Consider the following 24975-nt stretch of genomic DNA (forward strand, 5'->3'; position numbering starts at 1 on the left):
GTCAACCCTCGGTGGGTGGAGGCCGAAGATGGTCCGGGATCGGCGTTCCAAGAGGAGCAGTCCAAACGTTCGCCCTGCTTCGGAACGTAGTTTCACGGACGACCACCTCAGCCTCGAAGAGGGCGTCCGGAAGCTCGATCAGGCCGAGCGTCCTCAACTTCCTCGTCGCATTCAGCGTTGAAATGGTCAGGAGCATCAACCTGGCGACGATCGGGGCTGCAGCCTTGAAGCGACCCTCGACACCATGCATCTCCGTTGCAGCGAGGCGCTCTGAGTCGTTGTGGACGACATCCCCATAGATCCACGCAAAGGCAAGTTGGGTGTCGCTGAGGAAGTCGGATCTGGTGCCGTCAGGATGTTCCATCTGGACGCTGGACCCGAGGACGTTCGTTCCTCGCGGCTGAATGCGTGTCCACTCACGTCGCAGGGCGGCGATCTTCTCTATGAGCTCTGCCCCCGCATCCCTAGCGAAGAAGCCCAGCGCGTTCATGACCTTCCGGTGGTAGACCTCTTCGGTCTCCAACAGAATCGGCCGCACCCGCGCCGCTGCCGACTCCACTTGTTCCTCGGGTGGGAATGTCTGGCGGATGAATGTGGCCTCTCGCGTCACCTCGATGACCATTTCGACCGCAGAAACCTTCCACAGCGCCTCGACATCGGAAGCCAGGGAGTGCGCCTCGACTCGTCGGGCACGAAGAACGAATGCGCCAAGCACCTGAATGTGCCGCTCCGCGGCGCTTTGGCCCTGCGCTGGCAACTTTGCATCTCCTTCGGCGTCGGCACTCATGCTCGCGACTCTACTGTCGCTGCACGACGCGGGCGCGACGAACGACATTTCGATGAGGTCGTTCGTGAGCCTCGTACGCTCGAAGTACGAGAGAAATACTTCATGTATCCGGGCCGACTCTCGATGGGTGAGGCCCGCCTGGATAGGACGGTCCTAAAGTGATTCGCAAGTTCATTGTCAGGTTGGTGCTCAGGTCCGCCGCGTTCAAGATGCTCTGCGTCGGACTCGTCGCCACGGCCGTGATCGCAACTCTAATTCTCTACTTCTTCAACCCCGACCTATTCGCTTGGGTCCTTAAGGCACTTGGGGTGATCGTTGCTGTCTTCGGCGCTGGCGGACTATGGCAGCTCATCCGTCGAAATCGCTTCCACTACTGGAAAGTTCGCGTCCTCACCTGGGTGTTGTTTCTTGCATACATCGCCATGGTCGCGATCCTCCTACTTGGATGGGCTGCGAACTGGGTCGCGGCGACCGTGTCCACGCTGATGATCCTCATCGGCGTATGGCACTACGTGATCGTGCGCCGAGTTCATCAAGATGCTGATCCGGAGATTCGACGCGTCAAGAAGCAGGTGGACAACTTTGAGGAAATCAACTCGGCGTTCTTCAACGCCAAGCTTCACGCGGCAGATGTCGGCAGGCTCGCCAGCAAGCGTATCGGGGCCACTGCATCCCAGGTCGAAAACGCAAAGAATACAAGCGGCCCAGGGACGATCACGCGCAACGGTCAGAGGTATCTGGTCCCCCGAGTGGTCGAGATCGAAGACTGCCCCACCGGACCAAGAGCGATCGTTACGATCTACCGTGGGTCGACTGTGGACGACTACCGAAAGGCCGCTGAGACGTTGGCTACGGAGCTGCGCGTTCCGGGCATCAGCATCACTCAGCGTCCACAGGATCGCGCCCGGGGACAGCTCCGCATGGACTTCCTACTCGTTGACCCCCTCGAGGCGATCGTGCCATACAACGATGACCCGTCAGAGCCAGTCGCACCCGACACCCCCTGGTCCATCGGGATCGATGAATCGGGGGGTGACGTTCAGATGAACCTAGCTGAATCGGCGCACATTATGATCGCGGGTGCCACACGATCCGGCAAGTCGGTCCTCACTTACTCGCTTCTCGCTCACGTGATCCGAATGGGAACGTCCGCTCGGCTTCTCGTCGCAGACCCAAACGATACGACCATCGCGCCCTTCGAGCATCTTGTCTCTTGGTCGACCAACAGCCAACACCCTGCCGAGCCGATCGCGATGCTGCGCTGGGTCCGGGAGGAGATGGTTCGACGACAGTCGATTCTTCGATCGATGGAGCGTGACAAGTTCAGCTCCTTCTCGCCCGAGCTTCCCCTCCTCGTCGTGGTGATCGACGAAGCTGCCAACTACATGCGGAGCTCCGACGGGAAAGCCGCCGCTGAATTCAATGCCGAACTCATGCAGGTCGTCGCTCAGGGTGCGAAGTCGGGTGTGAGACTCGTGCTCATCACGCAACGACCAGACAGCACCATTCTTCCCACCAGCGTGAGAGCCCAGCTCTCGGCGAGGTTCTCTTTCCGCCTTGAGGATCGCGAAACGGCGAAGATGATCTTCCCCGACCTCGAAGACCAGGATCAACTGCTGCGATTCGATGTCGGCGTCGGCATCATGCGTGAAGTGGCTAGCGAACCGCGCCGCTTCCGAGGCGTCTATATCCCCGATCACTGGGCCATTGCGAAGCAGATCCCTCAGGGTATGCCACTCATCGATGTCCACAGTGAGGACGTCTCTACTCCAGTGCCGCCGTCGAAGTTGCCGGCCACGCCCGCGTCTCGCACGTCAGATGTCGAGGTGGGAACGCCCGCGACGAGTGCCCACACCTCAATGGACGAGCTCCTGTCCAACCCACCTGCCTACCTACAGAAGAGTCACGATGCCTAGACCGTCGTGACCCCTCTTGGGTCCATTCGGCACCGGGCACTGGCCCCTATGCTGTGCCGAAGGCAGTTCGCGCCAATCTGCGGCGCGCGGGCGCTCTCTGAAAGGAATATGTTGTGGACCTGGCGAGTGTAAGTGCACGGGAGATCGGCGAAGCTCTCGATCGCATCGGCGTGACCTGGAGCTACGACAACGATGGAGACATTCGCGTTCGCTTCCGATCGGGCGACCACCCGTGGACTGATGTGGTCTACTACGAGCTACAGCAGGACTACTCGATCCGTGGCGAGTTCCTGAACGGTCGAGCTGTGCCGCAGGGCAACGGGATGACGCAATGGGAAGTACCGCTCGATGTTGAGCACCAACCGACCGCTATTGCACAGAAGGTGGTGACCGTGTACCTCACGCCGCGCCACGGCGGTGTGACCGTCCAGATTCATGCCGCAGTCTCGCCTCTGAACCAGCCTCGACCTATACACATCAAGGTCATCCCCGGGAGCAAGCAGGTTAGCTCGATTCAAGATGCCTTTCCAGGGTACGTCGGGAAGGAAGAGCGCAGGGGCGACAGTAGTCAATTCTGGCTGTCAGTCGGCCTCAATGGAACTCGTGTCGATGACGCAGACCTGCTCTTCCTGGTCAAGAGAACGTTCTCAATCGGCTTGCGCATGTTCGACGGACCATTCTCCGGCTGGCTGTACTCGACCGAGGTCTAATCCGCATCACCGGCGCTCGTCAGAGGCCCACGGAGCGCCCATCTTGGTCACGTCTTATTGCGCGACGATCTCGACTCCACTGGGGCTTGGATCGTCCCAGTTGCGACCTTCGTTAGAGCAATTTCCGCAAATGTAGGGCAAATATACACAGGTGCTGAAGAAGTTAGCGTACAACTTCGCTATCGCGCGTCGAACGAACCGGATTCGCCGCAATGACGAGGAGCAGACCATGACTGACGCAGCACACACGAACACCGCAACGCCCTTCCATGTCGGCTTCGATTCGGAGGGCCGGCCCGTCCAGCTGGGCGAAGGCCACACCCTCGTCATGTCGCGCTCCGAGAGCGACCGAACCCTGTTCATGTGGCAGCTCATCGCCGCAGCTCTCCGACGCGGTGATGAGGTCGGCGTGATCGACCTGGCTGATGGCGCAACAGAATATCCGGGACTCGCCCGAGACCTGAGCTTCCTGGCGACCGATGCCGCCGCCGCCCGTGATCGCCTCGTCGAAGTCATCGACAGGGCGAAGGGACCAGGGCGCTCTCCCCGCGGCACCGGAGGACGAAATCTCACGATCGTCGTCAACGACCTGGAAGACATCAGGTTCGACATCGCGGACGTCGGGGCGGCGCTCGGCAACGACGAGTCGGCGACGATCCGACGCGCCCGCGCAAACGCTGCCTACTCACTCAAACGCCTAGTGCGATGTGATCGCCGCCGAGTCAGGGTCATCGTCGGCACAAGCAACTTCGGACGGTACCAGATCGAAGGGGCGCTTCAGCGGAACCTCACACAGCGCCTCTTCGTCGTCCCCAAAGGAGTCGAGTTCGTGCCCGATGATGCAATAGAAAGGCTCAACCTCAGCCCGTGTACAGCACGTCGGGCGCTATTCCGCATGCAGACCCCACGTCGAGGAGTCGCCCTGCTCTCACGGATCGACTCCGAGCACGTCGAGGCGCTCATCCTGAGCCAAGACCAAGGACACGAAACCGCGCTCGATCCGGGATAGAGAGAGACGACGTTCAGACAACTGCCCCAGTCCGGCGTAACCAAGAGGTCGAGGGTCGATCTTCCTCTTGGCCCTCAAGTCGGACTGGGGCAGTCAGTGCTTCGCCCGCTAGCCGGTCGAGGCCAGCGGCTGAACGCGAGAGCGTTCTGAGTCTAGATCCGGATCTCAGCGCTCCGTCGAGTTTTGGGGAGAAAGCCCTCTGAGCGTCTCGCGAACGCGCTTTTCGCCAGCCGCGTCGAGACGCCTCGTACAGTGATTAGAGAGCGAAAATAGCATCTGATCAGGATTAAATCTGGACCAATGCTCTTCACCCCACTCAACGAGAGGTACGCACATGACGCATGTTTCATCAGTAGCAAAAGTTCTTCTAGTTGCCGCTGTCCTGATTCTCGGGCCAGTCGCTCAGGCGAACGCCGTCGAGTCCTCCACGGCACCGAGCGAGAATCAGACTGGCACCCCGATAGCTCCAGAGGTCGATACAGGCCCTGCGCCAACCGCGCAGGAGATCAAGGTTCCGGAGCCGGTCGAAGCCAGTGCACCGGCCGAGCCGATCGTTGAAGACCCTCTGCCGGACCAGGCACCAGTAGACCCGGTTGACACGGTTGACGGGCCTCTGGCCGACGACGAGTCACCGGTGACACCTGAGATCGCCGGTGACTCCATCCCGGTCGACAACGGAGCAACTGCGGTCGTGAGGTCCTGCGAATGGGACACTTTCGAGAGCCGACGCCCGACTTGCTACGTGAGCGTCACTCCCCCTGACTTGGACCCACGCTCATACACGGTGAGTTTGCGCGACATCGAGGCGACTCCCGCGTTCATCGCGCTCGGGGTCGACCGGTCCCAGTGGTTCTGGCTCTGGGAGAAGACAGAGGGCAACCTGCTTACCTTCACCACTGACGGATCTCAGGCAAGCTACGGCGCGAAGCTCGATATGGGACGGGTGCCGCCGGTCATCGAGCCAGAGGAACCTCAGGGCCCCTGGAGTTGCTTCTCCGACGTTCCAGCCCCACCCGGTGTCGAGTACGTCCTTCCCCCAGCCCCGGCATCCTTCACCGGTTCAGCCATCGTCGGACAGCCGCTGACGATCACACTCGGCGATCTCGTCAAGGACTCCGAGTGGCAGACCGCCCTCATGTCACCTGACACCCCGCTCGTGCTCGATGGGCCCGCCGCGGACGGCTCGTTCACTTGGACGCCCGACGCTCCCGGCGAGTACACCTTCGACTACCACCTGGGCACACCCAACTGCGTGCTCGGTGCGCTCACAGGCTCCATTCACGTTGCGGCGCCGGCCATCACCATCGACGTTCCGACGCGAGCTCCGACTGATCCTCTCGTTGCACCTTCTCAGCCCGCAGCCCTTGCCGAGACCGGCGTGAGCCAGTCGCGCTGGCATCTGCTCATCGGAGGGCCGCTCGCTCTGTTCTTCCTCGGTGCGCTCGCCCTGGTCGTTCATCGACGCAACACACGGGACATCGATCCTGAACGCCTCCGATGAAGCGGGTCGTTCTGGCCGCGATCACAGCGACAGCCGCGTTCTCGCTTGTCCCCCTGTCTAGCGCGAACGCGGCCGAGGGAGACGCCGATCGCGGATTCCCCGAGCTCGGCTTCGAGTGGTACGTCACCGCACCACCTGCACAGTACGCAGCTGGTGTGAGCCCGTCGGCTGGGATAGATGAGACCCTCGCAGAAGATGGGATCAGAGCCTCATACTTCGCCCCGAACGGCTCTGCCCCGAGCCGTGGCCAAGGAGACGTTGCCCTGTCTGTCTCGCTGCCCTACGACGAACCCTCGACGTCGGATCGGATCGACGTCGACCTCTCCCAGCTCGTCGATTTGCAGCTCGACACGAGAGCCAGGTTCATTGACGGCTTCGCGCTGCCCCAGGAAGCCGAATACGAGGTAACCGGAGCGGTCATTTCAACCCCCGAGGTTGAGTGGTCGGAATCCACCCTCACGATCATCCGACCGCCCATGCCCGTCGTCTGCTCGGCAACGGATATCAACCAGTTCGAGTTCCAAGTAGCCGCCCTCGGGGACAACGGCTACAAGTACCTGTTCGATGTCGACGTGAGCTTCGGCAGACGCTCTGTCGCCGCCTCGAACGAGCAGAAGAGACGCTGCGGTTCGGGCCGGGTGGAGACCCCCAAGCCGAGCACCACGAACGAGCCGAGGCCACAGAGCTCCGAGAACCCTGCGACCCCCGTCGAGCAGCAGACCACCAACGATGCTTCGACGTCATCGAACGCAGTGTCTCAGGAGGCGCCGGAGCCACCCGAGTGGTTGCCCATTCCATTCGCCCTCATCGTTCTGGCTATCGGTATCTGGTTCATCACTCGATACAAGAAGCGCAAGACCAACCAGCCCGCGCACGCCAACGACGGCACAAGGCTCTCCCCCGCGACCAAGAAACGGAGCACCGAGAATGACGACGACTAGATTCACACGACCCGTCTACGCTTTGGCCGCAGCCTGCACGATCGCCCTCCTCACCGGTTGCACTCCCGCAGACGAGCCACCCGTTACCTCCGCGACCACGACAGCTTCTGCACAGCCTGCGGCTAGCGACTGGTGGGACTCCCCCGAGCACGAGGAGCGCGCCGAGGAGGACAACCTGGCCCGGGCCTTCGTGATGGTTGACCCCAACGACGAGGAGCAGACCACCGACTACAAGCAGATCGAAGGCAACCAGGCTGACGACCCATTGGAACCTGCTCCGATAGCCCCGAGCGGAAACATTCGGATCGGCGTGCTGTTCGAGAGCAAGCCTCTGTATCGACAGATCACCGAGAGCTACATTTCCACCGACCCCGAGGGCAAAGAGGCCGGTCCACCGATGGTCTGCAACAACTTCTCGCTCGAGGGCAGCCAGGGGTTCCGGTGCAAGGGCGAGTTCCAGGACAAAAATTACACCGACGGCATCTACTACGCGGTCTTCGTCACGATGCCCCTGAGTGAAGAGGATTCGCGCTTCGGTCAACGATCCCTCATCGTGCCCGTCTACACTCGCCTCCCGGGCGAGAACGACGGCTGATTCGCCTCAGGAAGCGGCTTGACATGGCGGGCCAGCCAGGAGGATGTCGAGCGCGATCGGTGTCGCCGTAGAAGTTGCCGAAGTGGTCGTTGTCACGCAAGAGCGCCCCGGCCATGACGACCGGGGCGATCCGCTACCTCTCTACTGCCCGAACGAAGGAGACGCCACGAACACGTTGCCGCGGTCGATCAGCCTCCCGATGTCGAGAGAGATGGAGATGATCGTGCGGATGTTGGCAAGCGTGAAAACTCCCGCACAAGCCTGCACAAGCTTGTGGAAGCCCGTGGCCACGGTTGTCAATGTCGCGCAAACGCGTCCCCTTGACGTACCATTGTCAAAGACGCAACGTGCATTGAGCGGTTCTGGGGACTCCATAGGAGACCTCCGTCCTGGCGCCGAGTTCCAGCTCGGTGATGCCGATTGTGTTACATGAGTGGCGAACCCTCGACCTAGGTCGGGGGTTTCGTCGTCCGGGCGGCGCCCTTCGTACTTCTAAGGGTACATATAGTTGGCGACACGCGGGCGAACCCCAACGGATAGTAGTTACAGCCCTGTAGTTTTCCACCGGGTTATCCACCGTTTCTGGCAACTTATCCACGGGTTCTCCACTGGCGCTTTGGGGTAGATCCCGCGCGGCAACTGGGATGGAAGGGCCGGAATCCCGCTGAATCCGTGGCGGAAGATGCCCCAACTGTGGGAAATCTGTCCACAAGCAGAATTTGACTTCCGATCCACCGACACTAAGTGGTGCCTTGGGCGTGTCGCGGGCGTGTCGAATGCCCCTTCGAGTACCTTTCCGCCCGAAATCCCCCGCTCGAATCATCGAGCAGGGGATCGTAGGCGGCACTCACTCAGTCGTGAACGTCACTTTTCCGTGCCGCCGCTCGTCGATCACGACGGACTCCAGCCTCATCGGCGCGTCGCCGGCCCGCGTGTAGAGCGCCGCGACCTGAGCGCGGCGGACGATCCGAGCGGCGTTCTGAGGCTCCGCTGTCCACTCGTCGGCGTTGCACGGCGAGATGCTGAACGCCCAGCTCGCCATGTTCAGTCCTCCTCGCCGAAGGTCGAGCGCCCGAGGATCTGAGCCGCCTGGATCCCGCCGACTCGTCACAATCGTTCACCTGGGATTCGATCAACGACACATCCAAGACCGCCAGCGCACTTATGGCATCCGGTGACGAGACGAAGGCGTTCGCCTATGAAAATGGAGGACTCTCGTACGAGGTGACTGCCCTCGGCCAGACCGTGACGGTTCGACTCGCTCACGAATAGCCCCGCACGCGTGCTCGATGACGAGACGACTAGAGAGTTCGTCTACTAGCGTAAAGGCGCCCAGAATCGCACTGAGAGCGTGCGTTAGGCGTTTCCAAACTCACGCTCGCGAAACGCGAAACGCCACCCAGACATCGACCCTGTCTGGGTGGCGCTTCTTCTTGCCGGAGCCGAAAGGATGAAACTTACTCCAGCGACGAGGGGAGCCACCCCTCGAGCTATTGGTCAGCGAGGTGCGATGGGCACCCACTGCGGGACGGCGTTGATCAGCTCGACACGATCGGTCACCTGAGCCACACACTCGACCGCGAACGTCTCGCACCACACTGCGTTGCTGTTCTCGTCCGAGGAGAGGACGACGCCTCCACCATTCGGCAAGAGCGTGCCGATCACGTAGCCGGTGCGGTCACCGGTGGGAGCGTAGAACACTTCGGCGCCATCGCTTCGCAGATCGACATTGAGACTCAGACCCTCGACGCCATACACATCGCTGTCACGCAGCGCGTCGAGTGAAGGCGCGTAGAGACCGTCGATCGCGATTGAGATCTGCTGTGCAGCAGCAAGGTTCGCGAGATCAGTGATCGCGACGGATAGTTGCGCACGCTCTGTTTCTGCCGTGATGATCGCGGGGGCGGCGACAATGCTCGCAGCGGCGAGGAAGGCTGCGGTTGCGGTGGCGACTGCGCTCATGATGAGGACCCTTTCGATGGGAGCGATTCTTACGTGGTGACTATAGTAGTTTATAGTCACCACATGGAGATGTACAGCCCCGCGTCGAGTTTTGTTTCAGTCCGCTTTCTTCGGCGTCCGCCCGCTAGACGCGACCAGCTTGTCGAGGTCCAGGATGCGCGTGCGACCAGCACGCTTGTCACTGGACTCGACCTCGATCAGCCAGCTCTCCCCCGAGTGCCGTTCCAGGAGCGTCCGGATGGTCTTCGGGTGAAGTCCGGTGATTGCAGCTGCCTCAGTGCGGGAGTATCCCGGTAGAGCGTCGCCCCTCTTGGCGGCAGGCTTCGGAGCCTTCGGCGTGTAGGCCATGAGAGCGTATTGTCCCGACGAGTGCCCGCTCCGGTCTGCGATGTCGCTCCAGGGCACATCTCGCTTACGGAGCTCGTCGACCGTCTCCTGCTCGGAGGCTCTGATGCCATTCCGGATCGCCACCTTGACCTCGAGTTCTGCGAGCAACCGGTCTACATCATCGCCAGCCGGGGAGACCTGGAGCCTCAACGCTTCAAGAGTGATTGCGTCGCTGATCCCATCGGGCAGCTTCTGGATTTCGCTCATGATGCTCATTCTCCTACCTCGCTTCGACGCGAGCTTTCGGTTGGCGCGAATGAAGCATTGAATCGCTTCTCGAACTCGGGGTCCATCTCGCGAGAAGCCTGACGAGGCCGATCCGCCGGTAGTTCTCCAGGTCTACGAGCGGACGCCTCGAGGACTGCCGGCCGCGCATCGTCGCGCGTCACAACTTCGACCCGCGAGTCGCTCGTGGAGATCGGCGGCTCGACGAGCATGCCGATCATTGAGTGCGTCACGATGTAGATCGTCAGAGGCATGACAGCGGCAATGACAGCCCCCACGATCATCTGCAACAGCCCCCACCGCTCCTCGATCGACGGGAACTCGGTGATCACATGCAGTGCGTTGACCACCACACTGACGACGGAGTAGAAGGCGACCGCCATCCAGGAGAGCCGGGTCGATCTGCCGTTCGCGCGCTGATGAGTCGCAACGACCGAGAGGACGACGATGGAACCATCGATGACGACAGGCAGAAGCCAAGTGACCGGCGCCTGGAGCATCATCCACTCAGCGATCTCGATCTGCGCGGCGACCGACATGATCATCGCCGCGATGCCGACGACAATGGTTCCCCAGAGCGCCATACGTGCGAGCGCGACCGACCGGTGGATCTCGACGTCAGGGACCGCGCCGAATGCCCGACCACCGAGCACGGGTCCTGCTGTGATGTTCGCCAAGGCTTCTCCTTCAAGAATCGTTCGTCTATAGAGAGACTATTTCCAAAAATAGTCACCTCATCGAGAAAGAGCATCCGGAGAGTTCCTCAGTCCCATTCAAGTTGGCCAACTTGAATGGGACTGAGGAACTGAATAAGGGACACCACCTCAGGTGTCCCGTCCTTCAATCAGCTTCGACCCGAACCCCGACCGACAGCTCCCCCACCAGTTACCCGGGGCCATCGTCATGCCAGCTCATACCGACCGGCAAGGACGGCCTTGGTTACTGCGGAGCAGTAACACAACGGCCCTCCGTCGCCTCCGCCCGTGTCCATGCCGCTGCCCCAGCGAGGACTCCAACATTGGCAGGCACCGCGCTCTGCTACTGCATCGTTGCCAGCCAGTTGCGACCTGAGCCAACCCGGATACCCGTTGCTCCGCTGCGCCGAATTGTCATCACCGTCAGCAATCCACGGCACCTCGATCACATCGCACACATGCTGAACCGACCGGATGCAGGACAGGATGCTGAGCTACAACTCCATGCCGAACCGTTGGGGCCGAAGTGCCCTAACCGATTCGAGCAATGAAAGATCAGCGCACCGCGAGGAATTCACCTTCTTAGCGTCTACGCGCGATCTAAAGGGAAAACGCGATGGCACATCGCGATTTCCCTTTAGAGAGTAGACTATTAAAAAGGAGAAATCCCAGGTGAGACCTACATTTTTTGAATCGACTGTTACGGCCCACACGTCGAATGAAGCTGACCTAAATCTGGTCCTACCCCCGCTGGTTAGCCGATTCGCGAACGACGGTGCTCGTGGATTGCTGACGGTGATGACCTACTGCGTCAGGGAGCGGGCATCCGGGTCGGCAGTTCGCAACTGGCTGATGACGCATAGACCAGGCACGGTGCCTACCCATGTTGGGGTCGAGCGGACGCAGCATGGATCCGATGAGCCGACCGACTCCCTTGGTGTCAGTGCAACAGACACCAAGGGAGTCCCCTCCATCTATGCGCTGGCGGCCGGACCCGAGCTCTGGGCTGAGCTGTGGTCGAGGGCCGAACTGCTTGTAGCCCGCTCTCCCTCGTTTTCGGGCGACGCGAACGACGAAGCCGTGATGCGGCGAGGCATTGTCCGACAGCTGTACGGGCTGCTCTTGTGTCCTCTTCCCGAAACGGACACCAGCGGCAAGAAGCTGGGCTACGCCAGGGACTCGAAGCTGAGGGTGACCACGACTCTCATCGCGCTCAAGATGCTGTCCGACACGCCATTGCGTGACACCGCGATCATCACGCTACGACACCTGTGCGTGGAGGCAGGATGGGCCGAGGCGACGGCATTCAAGAACCTCGCGACACTCCGAGAGCTAGGGCTGATCACGAAGTCACTGCCGGGAACGAACAAGGCCGGCGCACGGTGGACACCGCGTGACTCGAGGTACGCCATACGGAAGCTGACGATCGATCGTCGGGATGAAACGAGACAGTACGCCGAGAGCATCGAGTCCCTAGTGTCAGGCTCCCCCGACACTCTCGCGAAGGTCATCTTGAGCGCCGCCCATCCAGCATGGGGACACTCGTCAACGCTCAACTACGGGCACTGGCTCCTACTCCTGGCAGACGTCACCGGCATGAACCCTGCCGCGTTCAAGCTGTCCTGGAAGAGCGTCCACAACCGCCGCCCCACACTGCAGCAGGAGCACCTGATCCCAGAGACGGTCGATCAATACCTAACGGGGATCCTCGATCGCATCGCAGCCAACCCCGCGCACGGCAAGCAGAGCCGAGACGGCACTCAACTGACGGCCGATTATCGCAAGGCAGTGGTCACTGAGCAGTGGGTCGACAGATCCACAGAGCGAGCGCAGGACCTCAAGAACGGCAGGGATGGCTGGGACTACGCCGGGCGCATCCTGGAGACGGTGATCGCACAAATGGCGACCACTCCGAACGAGAGCAGACCCATCCCCACTGCACCATGGGAGATCACCAACGACGCTCAGCTGGCGGCGACCCACAAAGAGATTGGCTTGTGGGGGGATGAATTCAGGAAAGCGTTCAAGGAGCTGCACCGGATAGATGGGCAATTGCTCGACCTACTCAAGAAGAGACTCACACATATGCTCACCGCTGCGGGCTACGACAGTAAACGTGCTGCAGATTGGTCTGAGATTTTTCTTGAAGCCAGCTATTAGCACTAGTACGTAATCTCTCGCCTTGCGTGCGTGACTATAGTAGAATATAGATAACGAGAGAGCGAGAGAGAGGGATCGTGTCCGCGAAAGGATCGGAAGGCGATGAGCGCCTGGCCAATATGTTCGGCCAGAACGGTCACACCGGAGCACAGGGCGAGAAGTTCTTCCTCGATGGGCTCAAGCGTTCTGGCATCGCCGACTTCGCTGACGTTCGCCACGGCGTCCGGATCCCTAGCTCGCCCGCGGATGGCCAACCCATCCAGACCGATGTCGATTTCACCATCTCGAATGGCGACCGTCTGGTCCTGGTTGATGTCAAGCGTTGGTCCACCGGAGCTGCCTACTGGTCAATCCCCTGGCTCAATCTGCCGATGAAGAACCGCCGACCTCTGCTCAAGGAGCACTCCCGATCGGTTCGGTCGATTGGTGAGCTGGTCACCGCTTATCGCTCCCGTCAGTGGGCACTCAGCCGAAACATGGAGTGGGCGCTCACTCGCTACCGCGATGCGCTTCCGAGCGTGCACGTGAGCGCGATGGTCGTGTTCGTACCAACCTCGAAGGGCGGGATGCCTGAGAGCGTGAGCTGGCTGCTCTGGCCTGGGTTGATCCGCTCGTATAGGGCCGATCAGAGCTACGGCGAAATCCAGCATCGCCTCGGCCATAGCTCGAAGCCGTTGGCCCGAACTACCGCACTTTTGGACCGGCTTCAGATATCCGAATAGCTCACGACGCTTCTAACGAAAGGCACCCGCAAATGAACGCGCACCCTTTGGCCAATGAGGGCGAAGGCTCTCTCATGACGACGGGCCTCTTCCAGGATATTGTTGCCAACCTCGTCCCTGTTATGCCCGAAAGACTAGAACGATTCGATACCCCGCTTACATACACGGAGATTCGAGCGCAAGCTCGGCAAGTGCTTCTGGTGTGGTTGCGCGCTCGCCTCACCAAACAACCGTTGAGTTCGCACTTCACCGAGAGCCTCGCATGCTCGACGGAGTCCTCCCGCGACTGGTACTTCCCGGAGTGGCCCTCCGCGAACGACTACGAGGAGGGAGCAGAAGCGGAGGACTTCAAACATGCGTACGCACTGGCCGAGATCGCACAAGCAAGCGCGAAAGCCACCTGTGCGGACTGCCCGCTGCGAGTTCAATGCCTGGCTCTGTCGATCGGGGCAGATCCTTCGGAATCTGCACCCCCTGCCACAGAGGGTGTCTGGGGAGGCTTGGGAGAGCTTGCCAGGGAAGCGGTCGCCAACCGATTCAACATGAGCCGCCGCGCGTACCTGAATCGCCTATCCGTCATGGCCGACGCACCTCACAAGGGTGGGCCCCTGATGGACCCGTCCGAGGTAGAAGCCCTCGAGGAAGCAGCACTGCGCGGCCAGTCTTCCGTCCGGCAGCAGACCGGGAGTTCGCTCGATTTCGTTTCTCGATGAGGTCTCGAAAGTGTCTCGTACGCTCGAAGTAACGACTAAACGAAAGGAACGACTATGGCTAAGAGCAAGTCCGAAGGTGCACCAGGCGCACCGAAGGGTGGCAAGAAGTAACCTCGCCACCTAGCATCATCCCCGGCAGAACGCCGTCAGCCCCCCCCCCCCCCCACGCTGACGGCGTTCTGCGTTCGGCCAACGCGTGAGAAAGCGGAGCACCCGTGAGTAGCAACAACTCGCACGCTGCAGATCGGCAGCCAGCAGGCGGAGGACAAGGTCGTCCATCCAAGCCCTCAATCAGTGATGTCGCATCATCGCTCCTGATCGCGACAATCATCGCGGGCACTGTGGTGCTCGTCGCGCTTACTGCCGAGGCCCTCGCCGTTCTCAAGTGGGCCATCACTTTCTTCGTCGTCATGATGGCGAGTGTGGCCGATCCGCTCATCAGCCGTCGCCTCAATTCACGTGAGGGAAGAGCCGTGGATTGGATCGAACGAACGTTCCTAAACGGCCTCGAGACAGCCCGAGAAACCTCGATTGGTAGGGGGGCCACGAGCTTTGTGGCGTTCCGGATCTATGCCGCCATCGCATTCGGGTTCGCCGTTGCCACTGCTGATTGGCTCATCAACTGGTACATCTACCTCCCAGCCGGGCTAGCGCCCGAGGTTGCGTCGGTGCTCGCACTGAGCACCGTGCTCCTACCCTGCTACTGGGTTGGTGGGTACGAACGCACGCGGAGAGATCAAGGATCCTCGCTCCTCCAGCGCCTCGGCGCTGACCTACTGACCGACCTACATCTCCCCCAAGTGCATGCCGGTCCCATCGTGACCTCTCTGCTGAGCGCGACAGGTCGAGTAGCCGTAAGCGTCATCTGCCGGTCGGTCGGCACGTTCTTCTTCTCATGGATGCTCAGCGTGGAGTTTGGGCGATGGGCACTCCTGGCGGTGATCATCATGACAATCACCATAGGAACATACGTCGTGAGGATGATTCGCTGGTACGGGAGGAACAGAGTCATCCCGGGCTTCACCCCCACAAGCCGGCCCTTGTCCGTCGACGAGCGGAAACCGGACTAGAGCGCAGCGTCGCCGTTGTCGAACATCCTCGATCGCTCAGCGACGATTTGAGCGCACGAACGAATCGATCGATCGACGAACTCGCGCGCGATCTTCTTGGCGTCAGAGAGGGCCCTGCAGGGCTCGCGGATACGCAAACACGAGCGAGGCAGCTATGCAGGACCCGAGAAGCCAAGCGCGGGGGCTACGATCGAGTCGAAGTCACGAACCATCTATCGGAATCGAGTCGATATGAAATGGGACGAGCGCTCGATCTCACAGATCCCAATGTTTGAGCGTAGGACGCTGGTCCAGCAGCATGTCGAAGACATATGTGAGCTGCTGCACTCAGATCCGGTCAAGAGCAGTCTCGTTGAGGCGCTCATTTCGGGCGTGCTCGCCGATGGCGTCGCCGTGCCGGTCGAGCGGTACGTCAAGATCAGGGATAGCGCGCACGAGCTGGCGTTGAAAGCCGCCTTCGAGGATGCGAAGCGAGCGGACGGTTCGTTCGACTGGGAACGCGCTGGTCAAAGAATGGACGAATCCGCCATCTGGGTGTTCGAAGAGTGCGAAGCTCGCGGCTGGACCCCGCGCTAGAACCAGCAACCGCCGAAGCGAATCACCCAATGACTATCAGCTCGAAATCTCGTGCAGAAGCCCAAGCTTGCGCCTGCGAGATGACCGAGGCCTGGTCCAGCTCACCCTGGATCGGAGACTTGGCGCTGGAAGCTGCAGTGCACCAGTACCCCAGGAAGCTGAACACCATGACGACGCCACGCCCGATCTCCGTCTGCTTCTGGTCGACCAGCTGGTACATCTGCCCGAGGATTTCCTCATCGTGCAGACCGTCACCGTTGAACTGAGCGGCGAGGGAGTTGAACTGATCCGTGATCGACTGAACCACCGGGGCTGGCAGGGGCTGACTCGGATCGACGGCCACGACGCTACCGTCCGGAAGCGTGACCTCGCGAGGCCTCTTAGACTCGAGGATCTCCTTCTCGCGCTCCGATAGCTGACCGTTGCCGTCGAGGTCACCCTCGACCGGAGCAACTGCGGTCTCCGTGGGCACCGCCGTCACGGTCGGACCGTTGCCGACGCATGCTGAGAGACTCAATCCCACAATACAGACGGCGGCCGCCACGACGATCCCCAGACGAACCTGTCTACGCATTCCGTTCCCCCTCCCCCAAGGGCGCGAGCGTCAGAACGCTCGCGACTTCCGGACGGTCCTCCGATGTGACGGCCGCCGTAGACTTCGGAGCCTATCGCGAGCAAACGGCGGTCAGATCTCTCCGCCGTCATTCCAGCCGCACTTCTTGCATCGAACGCCCGCGTATTCATCGTCTCGTTCGTAGTCCGTTTCGTGGAAACCTTCGAGATCAACCGCACCGGCGCCACATTCCTTGCAGGCAACTGCCACGCCGTAACCCTCGAAGTACCTGAATCCGAGGTCAAGGGACTCGATGTACTCCTGCATGGCAACGAGCCGAGCCGAACCGGAGTAGCCCATGACCTGATCGACGATATGCCCTGCCCCCGGATTGCCTCGTCCGTCGATCCACTTGTGGTGACGGATGAGAGCTGGCACCGGTTCATCATCGAGCCGCACTACCACGAGGCGTCGACTCGACTTGGCCTCGTCGAGGAAGGTACTCACCGCTGAGCGGTACTCCGCTTTGGTCCAGGCGGATGCAGCCGCTTCCTTCGACCAGAACAGGACGAAGGTCTCATATTCACGGAGGGCGATGTCAATCGCTCCGGGGATTGATGCGCCGACATCGATCGACCATTCGTCGAAGAAGACCTCTTCACCGATCAACGTCAGCTGCGCACCGACATCTCTGACGAGAGGTTTATCGGATTTCGTGTGGGACAGGAATATCATTTACCGCTCCGGTAGTTCGAATGGACTTTGTGTAGATGACCGTACTATCCTGGCCGCCCCCTTGGCGGTCTGTTCGCCGTCGGCGTGCCAGTCCGCTTCTCGTGGCCAGTGGAATGGTCCACGGATGCACCCCCGGCTAGTCCACAAGCAAACCACTCGTCGGCACATACAACCAGCCGGCAAACGTACCTTGATAGGACCTCAATGCACTTCCCTCAGCGACGATCTGAGCGCCCACAATTCTTCGGTCGAGCGATTACTCGTTCGATCGATATACGGCGCCGTAGTGAGCCTTCAGCGTCTTCTGAGGCACAGCCGCGCTTCGCCACGCGCTTCATCGAACGTCTCGGGGCTCATCAAATTACTTCCAAGTACGACTACCTCTAGCGAGCCATAGCCCCGAAACTTTCGACTTGCGCGGAGCGATGATTCTGGTAACACAGCACCGCCAGTCTCGGCGGCGTTATTGACGACTCTCAAGAGACGCTCCGGCTTCTTGCATAGCTTCTTGATTGCTCTTCTATTGAGCTGCATGGAGAGGAAGAAGCGGAAAGAAATATATAGCTACAGTAAATGACGCACCATTGCGTGCGTGCAAGTCAATCCAGTTTTCGAGCACGGGTAATACTGGACCTTGATAACCCTGTGCGCTCCATGATATCTGCGACTGAGAGACCCTCACTCAGAAGCTTCCTCACTTCTTCCTTCCTGTCATTGCTCCGAGCCGCCCGTACCTGCCGACTAGCCTCTGCACCCCTCACCCGCCCGCCTTCCGCAATCCGGTCCCATAGCCCGCTGTCTCTCGTCTGAGCTGCACGCGTTTTACCCCCCGCCGAGCGCTGCGCTGCAGAATATTTCGGGCCACGCGCAATCAACGATCCGTCGTTCGCGTACCTCACGACCGAATCTGCGGCTCCAATAACACACCCCATTTCCCTTGGACCGCGAGGGTCAGCACGGCCCAGTTCTTGATTGATCCAACTGAGGTAGTCGACCATGTGGCGCATGGTGACCGGTCCCCCCGCCGAGAGGAGCCGGCGAGCTTCGGCCAGCCCTGCTCGAAAAATGGTTTCATTGCGCATCACCTGCCCCATCGCGTCAACACTGACGGCGAGGGCTCCCATGCTTATCGTGCGATACGCGGTGACTCCGCCGTGGCTTGATGAGTTCGTCCCCCTCTTTCGCGGCGAAGAAGCCGAGACGGGAGGCGTCGACACTCGCGCCTCCACGGCAAGCGAACCGCCTGCCGCTGCCTCCAGTTCGTCGAGACTGTGCGCCTCGTGATGCACAAGGTGCCAGCTGTACTCGCCGTTGGCCGATAGCGGATTCCGGGCGAGATTGCGGGCAAAGTGGCGATCACCACCATCGAGCACGCTGGAGAGGGATCGCTGAACGCGATTATAGCGACCTCTCTCATTTGAGAACCTCTCCTGCCCCATCACCGGACGATCGAGATAAGAGATCAGCTGGTAATGACCGCTCTTTGCGTTGACGCCGATCCAGTTTGGTATGACTCTGAGTTGCGCAATTGCCGAGAGCGCGAACTGTGCGTCTACATCGATCGTCATGACCGGAGCGTAAGTCTTCTTCGTGAAGGCAACATACTCATAGTTTGGTAGCTCGTCGTAACGCGATGGTCCAAGATGATGTTGACGCTTGAAGTCTCGATCCTTCGACACCAAAAGGCTAAATGGCCGCACCACCTCGTTGAGTAGATACTGGCGATCGCTGTCAGTTGAACCATTCAGTCGAATGTCTGAAGTCTTAATGATGCACCTCCATGAGAGGCACCAAGGTCGCTCATTTTTGGCGCGACAAAGCGACCGGCGTGCGAGCGCAGCTCGCGAGCGTACCGAGGAGCCTTCCTCTATTCCGATTCGTAGTTCGCTCGGCACGTTTCTATTGAGAAGCTGGAATCTTCACAATCGCGCGATCGAGCGAGTAAGAGTATGGTGACAGGCGCTAAGTCGCGTCCGTCGATTTATGAGATATCTAAAGACCGTCGGGGTCGGCTGATGCGAACCGGAGTCCCTTGCACTGTCAGCGGGGCCGTGTAGAATCGAGACGTAGGAGATCTAAGGGGCCTGGAATGCCTCGCTCTTCCGATTCGTTGGCCCCGGTCCCCTGGACCGGGGCCTTTTCGCATCCTCGAGTACCCTGGAGTGGTCTGAACCAGAGGAGTCGAGTTGTCTGACGGGGCATCACAGAAAGCCAGGTCGATGGACAAGGCCTCGGAGAAAACGCCAAACTTGTCCGCGCGCATTTCCGACGACACGCGTCGCGTGCTCAACGAGATCCGAAACACCTACGCACTCTGGCTCGACCATCCGATCTCCCTTGGACATGTCCTCCACATCCTGATCCGAATCCGCATGACCCCTGAGCCTGCCGATCTTCCTTCAGACAACTCCGACCGCACCGTTTTGACCGCGAGACTTCCAGAAGAGAGCCGAGAGCTGCTGGCTGAGATGCAGCTCTCTCTGGAGAGAGACGTTGGTCGGAAGGTCCCCTTGGGACACGTGATCGAATGCCTCATCACGCAGAGCCCGCCAGAGACGACCGACCTAGAGCTCCGCCACACGGAGCGAACGATGATGTCACGCCCAGGAGATCCCAGGCCTCCTGGCCCCGGTGGTCGACGCGAACAGCTGAAGTGAGATCATGCAGCCCATCGGAGGCGGTATCGGTCGATCCTGAGCCGGTGCATGACGATGGTGTGCGTCAGCCGATACTCATGATCGAGGTCCGCTTCCATGCGGGCAAGCGGAACACCGGATCGTCCGGCTAGCCACTCTCCGTTGACCCAAATGGAGAACACGGCTTCGTGTTCCCGGCACCCGAAAACTCGGCGTACGGTAGCTAGCTCCCAGCTCAGGCTGAGAAGCTCGAACGTCGTGGGTCCCTCGAAGTCGAGGCCCAGCTGACGCTTGAGCCAGTCGGGGGCTTCGGCGGGTTGGTGCTCGAAGCAGTACTCCAGGACGCTCGCGGGAACGCCGCCAATCGGAATGCCGCCGAGCTTCCGGAATGCGATCTCGCAGCTAGTGCACGAGTAGCTCGCGCAGACGTGAAGCTGTGCCCCTTCGAGCGAACGTGACGTCATTGGGGTGGTTGAGAAAGAGCTGGCATGCATGGGATCTCCTGTCGCTGTTATGTCCGAACGGTCGTTGCGGCAGGAAGAGATTGGCATCCAAATTCGCGCTCGTCCTATCACGGTGATAGCACCAATGACGAGATGCCTGCTCAACTTGAGACATGACGAAATCACCTCCACCACGGCACGACACAGCTTCGAATACGCACGGATCGGCAACTACCGTCCGGCGAAGTGGGGACCCGCGCGCAGCTGGCACCCCGCCGCTTTTCTATAACGAAAGCGAGACTGCCTCCATCTTGGGCATCCACCGCACGACGTTGCGGGCTCTCGCTCTTGCAGGGGACTGCCCCGTTCCGCCGGTCCAGGTCACGCCCCACAAGCGGCTCTACCGCGTCGTCGATGTTCACCGGCTTGCAGGTCTGCAGTGAGCATCGAGCGCAGGAGGACGAAGGCCGGCCAGGCGCGATTCGTGGCTCGGATCAAGCACAAGGGCGTCCTCGTCGACAGCAAGACATTCCCTCGGAAGGCCGACGCCGAGGCGTGGGAGCGGGAGCAGAAGAGAGCGCTCAACTTTGGGCAGTTCATCCCGTCTGCGCACGCTTCCGTCGTCTTCTCCAGCGTTGCCGACCAGTTCCTCAGCAGTCGTCAGAGCCAGGTGAGCCCGCACTCGTGGCGCACGGATCGCGACAACCTGGCCAGCGTCCCACGCTCCTGGCTGGACCGACCAATCGGCGCAATCAAGGAGCGCGACATCCTCCGGCATCTCACGGACGAGCTCAGCACCAAGGCACGTTCGACGGTCATGCGAGCAAGGACAACCCTGAGTGCGCTCTTCGCCTTTGCGGTACGGGAACGGAAGTTGAACACCAACCCTGTTCTCTCCGTCTCGGTTCCCAAAGGGGAGACGCAGCGATCCGAACGAACCCGAACTTTCAGCGATGCTGAGTTCGCCCAAACGATCCGTCTACAGGCGGCTCTTCGCCCGCAGCTTGCCGAGATCACGGAGTTCATCGGCCTGACTGGTCTTCGCTGGTCGGAGGTACGCGCGCTGCGCGTATCAGACCTGCAAGAGCTGCCGTTGAGGTCGGTCCGGGTCTGGCGAGCTCAATCCGAGGGCTACGCCGAAAAGGGCACCAAGACAATGAGGGAGCGGCGAGTTCCGCTGACCGCACGCCCCTGGGCAATAGCTCTTCCCAGAACCGTGGGCCGGTCACCGTCCGACTACCTCTTCACTACGAAGACCGGGCTTCAACTCCGGGCCAACACCTTCCGGCGCTTCCTTGATTGGGGCACGACAGCACATGGCCACACGATCCATGACCTCCGGCACTATGCAGCTTCCCGATGGTTGAGAGCAGGCATACCCGTGCACCAAGTTGCCGCGTGGCTCGGACACTCGAATCCCAACACGACACTTCGCGTCTATGCGCACGTCCTCGGTGAGTCTCAGGACCTGTCCGCAGTCGCCCGGCTCGATGCCCTAGAGATCGCACCGGGACACTCCCGGGACACTCCGCCCGTCCATGGACCCTCCGACGCTGTTCTTCTGCCTGTCGACGAGGGCCTGAAAATGGCGAAACCCCCTGCAGAACAGGGGGTTTCGTGAAGGATTCCAGTGCGGAGACGGCGGGATTTGAACCCGCGGTCCCCTTACGGGGACTCCACCTTAGCAGGGTGGTGCACTAGGCCGAACTATGCGACGTCTCCATGTGCGCTCGCAAGCGGACGCACGACGACCAGCATAACCGGAGATGGGCGTGGTGACGAATCCCCGGGTCCGCGACGCCCTTCGACACGCTCAGGGAACGAGGTCGGGACGCCTATTGGTCGTCGAGGGTGCGGCCTCGGGAGCAAGTGCGCTGGTCGGCGGTCTGGCCTGTCACCGTCGACGGAAGGACCACCGCACCGCCGGCGGACGTGTCGGTCGCATCGGCGGGCGGAGCCGTCGCGGCAGGATCGCCACCTGCATCCGCACCTTCGGCGGGATCGACCGCGGTCGGGTCGGTCGGGTTCGTCACCGCACCGGCGCCGGTCGCGCCCGAGAGCTGGATGGGCTGGTCGTTACCGAGGGCCTCGAAGAGCGCGGCGGCCGCGTCGTCGATCGGTTCGACCCCGCCCTCGACGGCCGCGTTCGGGTACTGCACGAACGCGATGTTCGACAGGTCGACGTCGCGCAGCGTCATGGCGATCGCGATCATCGTGTCGAGGCTCGTCAGGCTGTCGGACAGCTGCATGTTCTGCGCCGCCGCCTTGGCCAGGGAATAGAGGGTCCCAGGGTTGGTCAGCGTCTCGGCACTCTTGACCTGCTGCATCATCGCCGACAGGAACACCTGCTGGTTGCTGATGCGACTGAGGTCGCTGCCGTCCCCGACACCGTGCCTGGTGCGGAGGAACTGCAGCGCCTCGTAGCCCTCGAGCGTGTGTTCGCCGGCCGACAGGAAGGTGTTCGTGTACTCGTCCTCGATCGGGTCGGCGACGCACACCGTCACCCCGCCGAGTGCGGTCGACATCGCCATGACGCCGCTGAACTGCACCTCTGCGGCGAACGGGATCTCGAGACCGGTGAGCTGCGACACCGTCAGCGCCGTGCACGCGAGCCCGCCGTAGCTCAAGGACGTGTTGATCTTCTGCCGGCTCATCGAGTCGAACGAGCCGCCGGCCGGGTCGGGGCAGGACGGGATGGGGACGAACATGTCGCGCGGGAAGCTGACGACCGTCGCGTTGCTGTGGTCCTCCGAGATGTGCACGAGCATCGTGACGTCGTTGAGGTTGCCGGTCTCCTCCTCGGCGTCGCCGAAGACGGGGTCCTGGCCGGCGCGGGAGTCGCTGCCGACGATGAGGAGGTTGACGCCGCCCGGATACGCTCCGATCGCCGGCAGGTCGGTGACCGCCTCACCCTGCGAGTCGACGAGCGCGACACCGGGCTTCACCGAGGCGGCGACGTCCCAGAGGGCGATCCCCGCGACGATGCCACCGCTGACCAGCGCGACGGCCAGGGTCGAAGCGATGATCTTCAGGCCGGTCCGCACGGCGCTCGGTCGCTGCAACCGCCCGTGACGGGCGATGGTGCTGAGCTTGCGGGAACGTCCCTCACGACCGGTCGCGCCACGGCCCGTGCGGTTCCGCGCGGGCTCGACGGCGTCAGACGTGATCGGGGGCATCGGAACAGTAAAGCAGGTCCGGCTGTGAACGAGGGTGCGCGACCGGGTTTCCGCGACGCATCAGTCCCAGCGCACCACCGGGGTTCCCGAGGTGAAGTCCACCTGCGGGGAGCCGAGCGAGGGACCGAACAGGATGTCGCAACCGCCGGTCGCTCCGTTCTGCGTGCAGCTCGTCGAGGACGCCTTGACGCTCCCGATGTAGTCGCCATAGACCTGGAGCGGGTTGACGAACGTCTCGCGGGGTTCGAGGTTGGCGAGGTTGGCCTGCGCGTCCGCACTCAGCGTGCGCGTGATGGTGCCGTCCGCGACCGCCGTGCCGTCCGACAGTGTGGCCGGGATGTCGAGACCGCACCCTGCGGTGAGGCTGGTCGAGGCGATGCAGGCGTTCACCGCTTCCGTCACGGCGTCGCGGAACTGCTTGACGCCTGCCTCGTTGAGCTCGACCTTCACGTCCGAGAGGAGGTCGTAGGAGTCACCAGCGGCGACGAGGTCGTCTGCTCCGGAGATCGAGAACGATTCCTCGAGCGCCTTGGGGAGCGCGAGCTGGTAGGCGCCGGGGAACACCGTCCAGGAGTCGCCCTTCGCCTCCTGTCCGTTGACCGTAACGGCGACGCCGTCGAGCATCGACGGGTACAGGCTGACCGTTCCTCCCGAGAGGATGGAGTAGCCACCTTTGTACGCCTTGTAGACGGTGAACTCCTGGGTCACGGGGGTGGAACCGACCGAGAACGTCGCCGTGACCGTGGTGGTGGAACTGGATTCCTTCGCGGAGGTCAGCTTGACCTTGCTGATCTTGCCGAGCTTCGCGGACGCTTTCAGGACGTCGTCGGTGAGCAGCGTCTTGTCGCTGATCGACTCGTCGAGGTAGCTCAGTGCCTGCTTGGCGTCGCCGTCCTGCAGGGCGGTGAAGTAGTCGGTGACGATGCTCTTCGGGTCACCCTGCGCCCCGCGGATCGCGGAGCTGATGCCGATACCGGCAGCCGTGACCACGATGATGACGAGGACGACCGCACCCGCGATGATGCCGATGAGTCCGCCGCGGGACAACTTGCGCCGCTTGGCGGGACCGGCGACTCCGGGGGCGTAGGGGGACGGTGCACCGGCGTAGGGGTTCTGGGACGCACCGTACGGATTCTGCGGAGCGCCCGCCGGGCTCTGGGACGCGCCGTACGGGCCCTGCGGGACACTGACGGGATACTGGGACGCACCGTACGGATACTGCTGAGTCCCCGCACCGTTCTGCGGTGCATCGGCACGCGGCGTGGATCCGTCGGTCGACGGGTGCTGTGGGACGGGGCCCTGAGGCGGCGGCACCTGCCCGCTCGTCTCCTGGGGTCTCTCAGGCTGGTCGGAGGGCTCGGTCATCGCTGGTTCTGCTTTCGAATCGTCTGCCGACACGAGTCGACGAGTACGCACTCGAGCCGCTCCATGTCTGCATATCAGTCGATGAATATCATACCGAT

At 61.5% G+C, this 24975-nt stretch carries 25 protein-coding genes and 1 tRNA gene; 13 read left to right on the top strand and 13 right to left on the bottom strand.

Annotation, left to right across the window (positions count from 1 at the left end; translation table 11 throughout):
• Position 1: 1 nt before the first annotated feature.
• Positions 2–787, bottom strand: a complete 786-nt coding sequence (locus BWO91_RS17490; RefSeq protein ID WP_153303532.1) for a hypothetical protein — start codon at positions 785–787, stop codon at positions 2–4.
• 158 nt (positions 788–945) lie between these two features.
• Between BWO91_RS17490 and BWO91_RS17495 the strand changes: the two genes are divergently transcribed.
• The 6 genes from BWO91_RS17495 to BWO91_RS17520 all read left to right on the top strand — a co-directional run bounded on the left by BWO91_RS17495 (position 946) and on the right by BWO91_RS17520 (position 7459).
• Positions 946–2703: an FtsK/SpoIIIE domain-containing protein gene (locus BWO91_RS17495; RefSeq protein WP_079003490.1), complete on the top strand. Its 1758-nt coding sequence runs from the start codon at positions 946–948 to the stop codon at positions 2701–2703.
• Positions 2704–2816: 113 nt separating this feature from the next.
• Entirely contained in the window at positions 2817–3413 is a 597-nt protein-coding gene (locus BWO91_RS17500) for a hypothetical protein (RefSeq protein WP_079003491.1), read from the top strand.
• Between the two features lie 229 nt (positions 3414–3642).
• Entirely contained in the window at positions 3643–4422 is a 780-nt protein-coding gene (locus BWO91_RS17505) for a hypothetical protein (protein WP_153303533.1), read from the top strand.
• A 334-nt stretch (positions 4423–4756) separates the two neighbouring features.
• Complete coding sequence (locus BWO91_RS19815; RefSeq protein WP_153303534.1) at positions 4757–5923, top strand: hypothetical protein; 1167 nt, start codon at positions 4757–4759, stop codon at positions 5921–5923.
• Complete coding sequence (locus BWO91_RS17515; protein ID WP_079003494.1) at positions 5920–6864, top strand: hypothetical protein; 945 nt, start codon at positions 5920–5922, stop codon at positions 6862–6864. Before BWO91_RS19815 ends, BWO91_RS17515 begins: the two co-directional genes overlap by 4 nt.
• Complete coding sequence (locus BWO91_RS17520; RefSeq protein ID WP_153303535.1) at positions 6851–7459, top strand: hypothetical protein; 609 nt, start codon at positions 6851–6853, stop codon at positions 7457–7459. The genes BWO91_RS17515 and BWO91_RS17520 overlap by 14 nt, the downstream gene beginning before the upstream one ends.
• A 141-nt stretch (positions 7460–7600) precedes the next feature.
• Here BWO91_RS17520 and BWO91_RS19820 read toward each other — a convergent pair whose 3' ends face one another.
• The 5 genes from BWO91_RS19820 to BWO91_RS17540 form a co-directional block, all read right to left on the bottom strand.
• The gene (locus BWO91_RS19820; RefSeq protein WP_153303536.1) at positions 7601–7750 is read right to left on the bottom strand and encodes a hypothetical protein; all 150 of its coding nucleotides are present in this window, start codon (positions 7748–7750) and stop codon (positions 7601–7603) included.
• Between the two features lie 556 nt (positions 7751–8306).
• Complete coding sequence (locus BWO91_RS17525) at positions 8307–8501, bottom strand: hypothetical protein (RefSeq protein WP_079003496.1); 195 nt, start codon at positions 8499–8501, stop codon at positions 8307–8309.
• A 455-nt stretch (positions 8502–8956) separates the two neighbouring features.
• A complete protein-coding gene (locus tag BWO91_RS17530) occupies positions 8957–9421 on the bottom strand; it encodes a hypothetical protein (protein WP_079003497.1) in 465 nt (154 codons plus the stop codon).
• Between the two features lie 96 nt (positions 9422–9517).
• Positions 9518–10015 (bottom strand): hypothetical protein, encoded by a 498-nt coding sequence (locus BWO91_RS17535; protein WP_153303537.1) that lies wholly within the window; start codon positions 10013–10015, stop codon positions 9518–9520.
• A gap of 5 nt (positions 10016–10020) precedes the next feature.
• A complete protein-coding gene (locus BWO91_RS17540; RefSeq protein WP_153303538.1) occupies positions 10021–10710 on the bottom strand; it encodes a DUF2637 domain-containing protein in 690 nt (229 codons plus the stop codon).
• Between the two features lie 816 nt (positions 10711–11526).
• Between BWO91_RS17540 and BWO91_RS17545 the strand changes: the two genes are divergently transcribed.
• From BWO91_RS17545 to BWO91_RS17565, 5 genes are all read left to right on the top strand, one after another.
• A complete protein-coding gene (locus tag BWO91_RS17545; RefSeq protein ID WP_153303539.1) occupies positions 11527–12888 on the top strand; it encodes a hypothetical protein in 1362 nt (453 codons plus the stop codon).
• 77 nt (positions 12889–12965) lie between these two features.
• On the top strand, positions 12966–13610 hold the full coding sequence (locus BWO91_RS17550; protein WP_153303540.1) for a hypothetical protein: 645 nt from the start codon (positions 12966–12968) through the stop codon (positions 13608–13610).
• A 74-nt stretch (positions 13611–13684) separates the two neighbouring features.
• Positions 13685–14323 (top strand): WhiB family transcriptional regulator, encoded by a 639-nt coding sequence (locus BWO91_RS17555; protein ID WP_205847544.1) that lies wholly within the window; start codon positions 13685–13687, stop codon positions 14321–14323.
• A gap of 215 nt (positions 14324–14538) precedes the next feature.
• On the top strand, positions 14539–15393 hold the full coding sequence (locus BWO91_RS17560) for a hypothetical protein (RefSeq protein ID WP_205847545.1): 855 nt from the start codon (positions 14539–14541) through the stop codon (positions 15391–15393).
• Between the two features lie 231 nt (positions 15394–15624).
• A complete protein-coding gene (locus BWO91_RS17565; protein WP_079003504.1) occupies positions 15625–15969 on the top strand; it encodes a hypothetical protein in 345 nt (114 codons plus the stop codon).
• 22 nt (positions 15970–15991) lie between these two features.
• On the opposite strand, the gene BWO91_RS17570 is transcribed toward BWO91_RS17565, so the two are convergent.
• The 3 genes from BWO91_RS17570 to BWO91_RS17580 form a co-directional block, all read right to left on the bottom strand.
• Positions 15992–16450 (bottom strand): hypothetical protein, encoded by a 459-nt coding sequence (locus BWO91_RS17570; protein ID WP_079003505.1) that lies wholly within the window; start codon positions 16448–16450, stop codon positions 15992–15994.
• A 204-nt stretch (positions 16451–16654) separates the two neighbouring features.
• The gene (locus BWO91_RS17575) at positions 16655–17257 is read right to left on the bottom strand and encodes a toll/interleukin-1 receptor domain-containing protein (RefSeq protein WP_079003506.1); all 603 of its coding nucleotides are present in this window, start codon (positions 17255–17257) and stop codon (positions 16655–16657) included.
• 599 nt (positions 17258–17856) lie between these two features.
• On the bottom strand, positions 17857–18936 hold the full coding sequence (locus BWO91_RS17580; RefSeq protein WP_153303542.1) for a replication initiation protein: 1080 nt from the start codon (positions 18934–18936) through the stop codon (positions 17857–17859).
• A 540-nt stretch (positions 18937–19476) separates the two neighbouring features.
• Between BWO91_RS17580 and BWO91_RS17585 the strand changes: the two genes are divergently transcribed.
• Positions 19477–19914, top strand: a complete 438-nt coding sequence (locus tag BWO91_RS17585) for a hypothetical protein (RefSeq protein ID WP_079003508.1) — start codon at positions 19477–19479, stop codon at positions 19912–19914.
• 2 nt (positions 19915–19916) lie between these two features.
• Here the strand turns inward: BWO91_RS17585 and BWO91_RS17590 are convergent, their stop codons facing one another.
• On the bottom strand, positions 19917–20387 hold the full coding sequence (locus tag BWO91_RS17590) for a hypothetical protein (RefSeq protein ID WP_153303544.1): 471 nt from the start codon (positions 20385–20387) through the stop codon (positions 19917–19919).
• Positions 20388–20775: 388 nt separating this feature from the next.
• On the opposite strand from BWO91_RS17590, the gene BWO91_RS17595 reads away from it, so the two are divergent.
• Complete coding sequence (locus BWO91_RS17595; protein WP_079003510.1) at positions 20776–21957, top strand: tyrosine-type recombinase/integrase; 1182 nt, start codon at positions 20776–20778, stop codon at positions 21955–21957.
• Between the two features lie 12 nt (positions 21958–21969).
• Here the strand turns inward: BWO91_RS17595 and BWO91_RS17600 are convergent.
• The 3 genes from BWO91_RS17600 to BWO91_RS17610 all read right to left on the bottom strand — a co-directional run bounded on the left by BWO91_RS17600 (position 21970) and on the right by BWO91_RS17610 (position 24877).
• Positions 21970–22058, bottom strand: a tRNA-Ser gene (locus BWO91_RS17600).
• 113 nt (positions 22059–22171) lie between these two features.
• Positions 22172–23512: an LCP family protein gene (locus BWO91_RS17605; protein WP_079003511.1), complete on the bottom strand. Its 1341-nt coding sequence runs from the start codon at positions 23510–23512 to the stop codon at positions 22172–22174.
• 60 nt (positions 23513–23572) lie between these two features.
• Positions 23573–24877, bottom strand: a complete 1305-nt coding sequence (locus BWO91_RS17610) for a hypothetical protein (protein WP_079003512.1) — start codon at positions 24875–24877, stop codon at positions 23573–23575.
• Positions 24878–24975 lie beyond the last annotated feature (98 nt).

Origin of the sequence: Plantibacter flavus, from assembly GCF_002024505.1 — a bacterium.
Taxonomy (GTDB): Bacteria; Actinomycetota; Actinomycetes; order Actinomycetales; family Microbacteriaceae; genus Plantibacter; species Plantibacter flavus_A.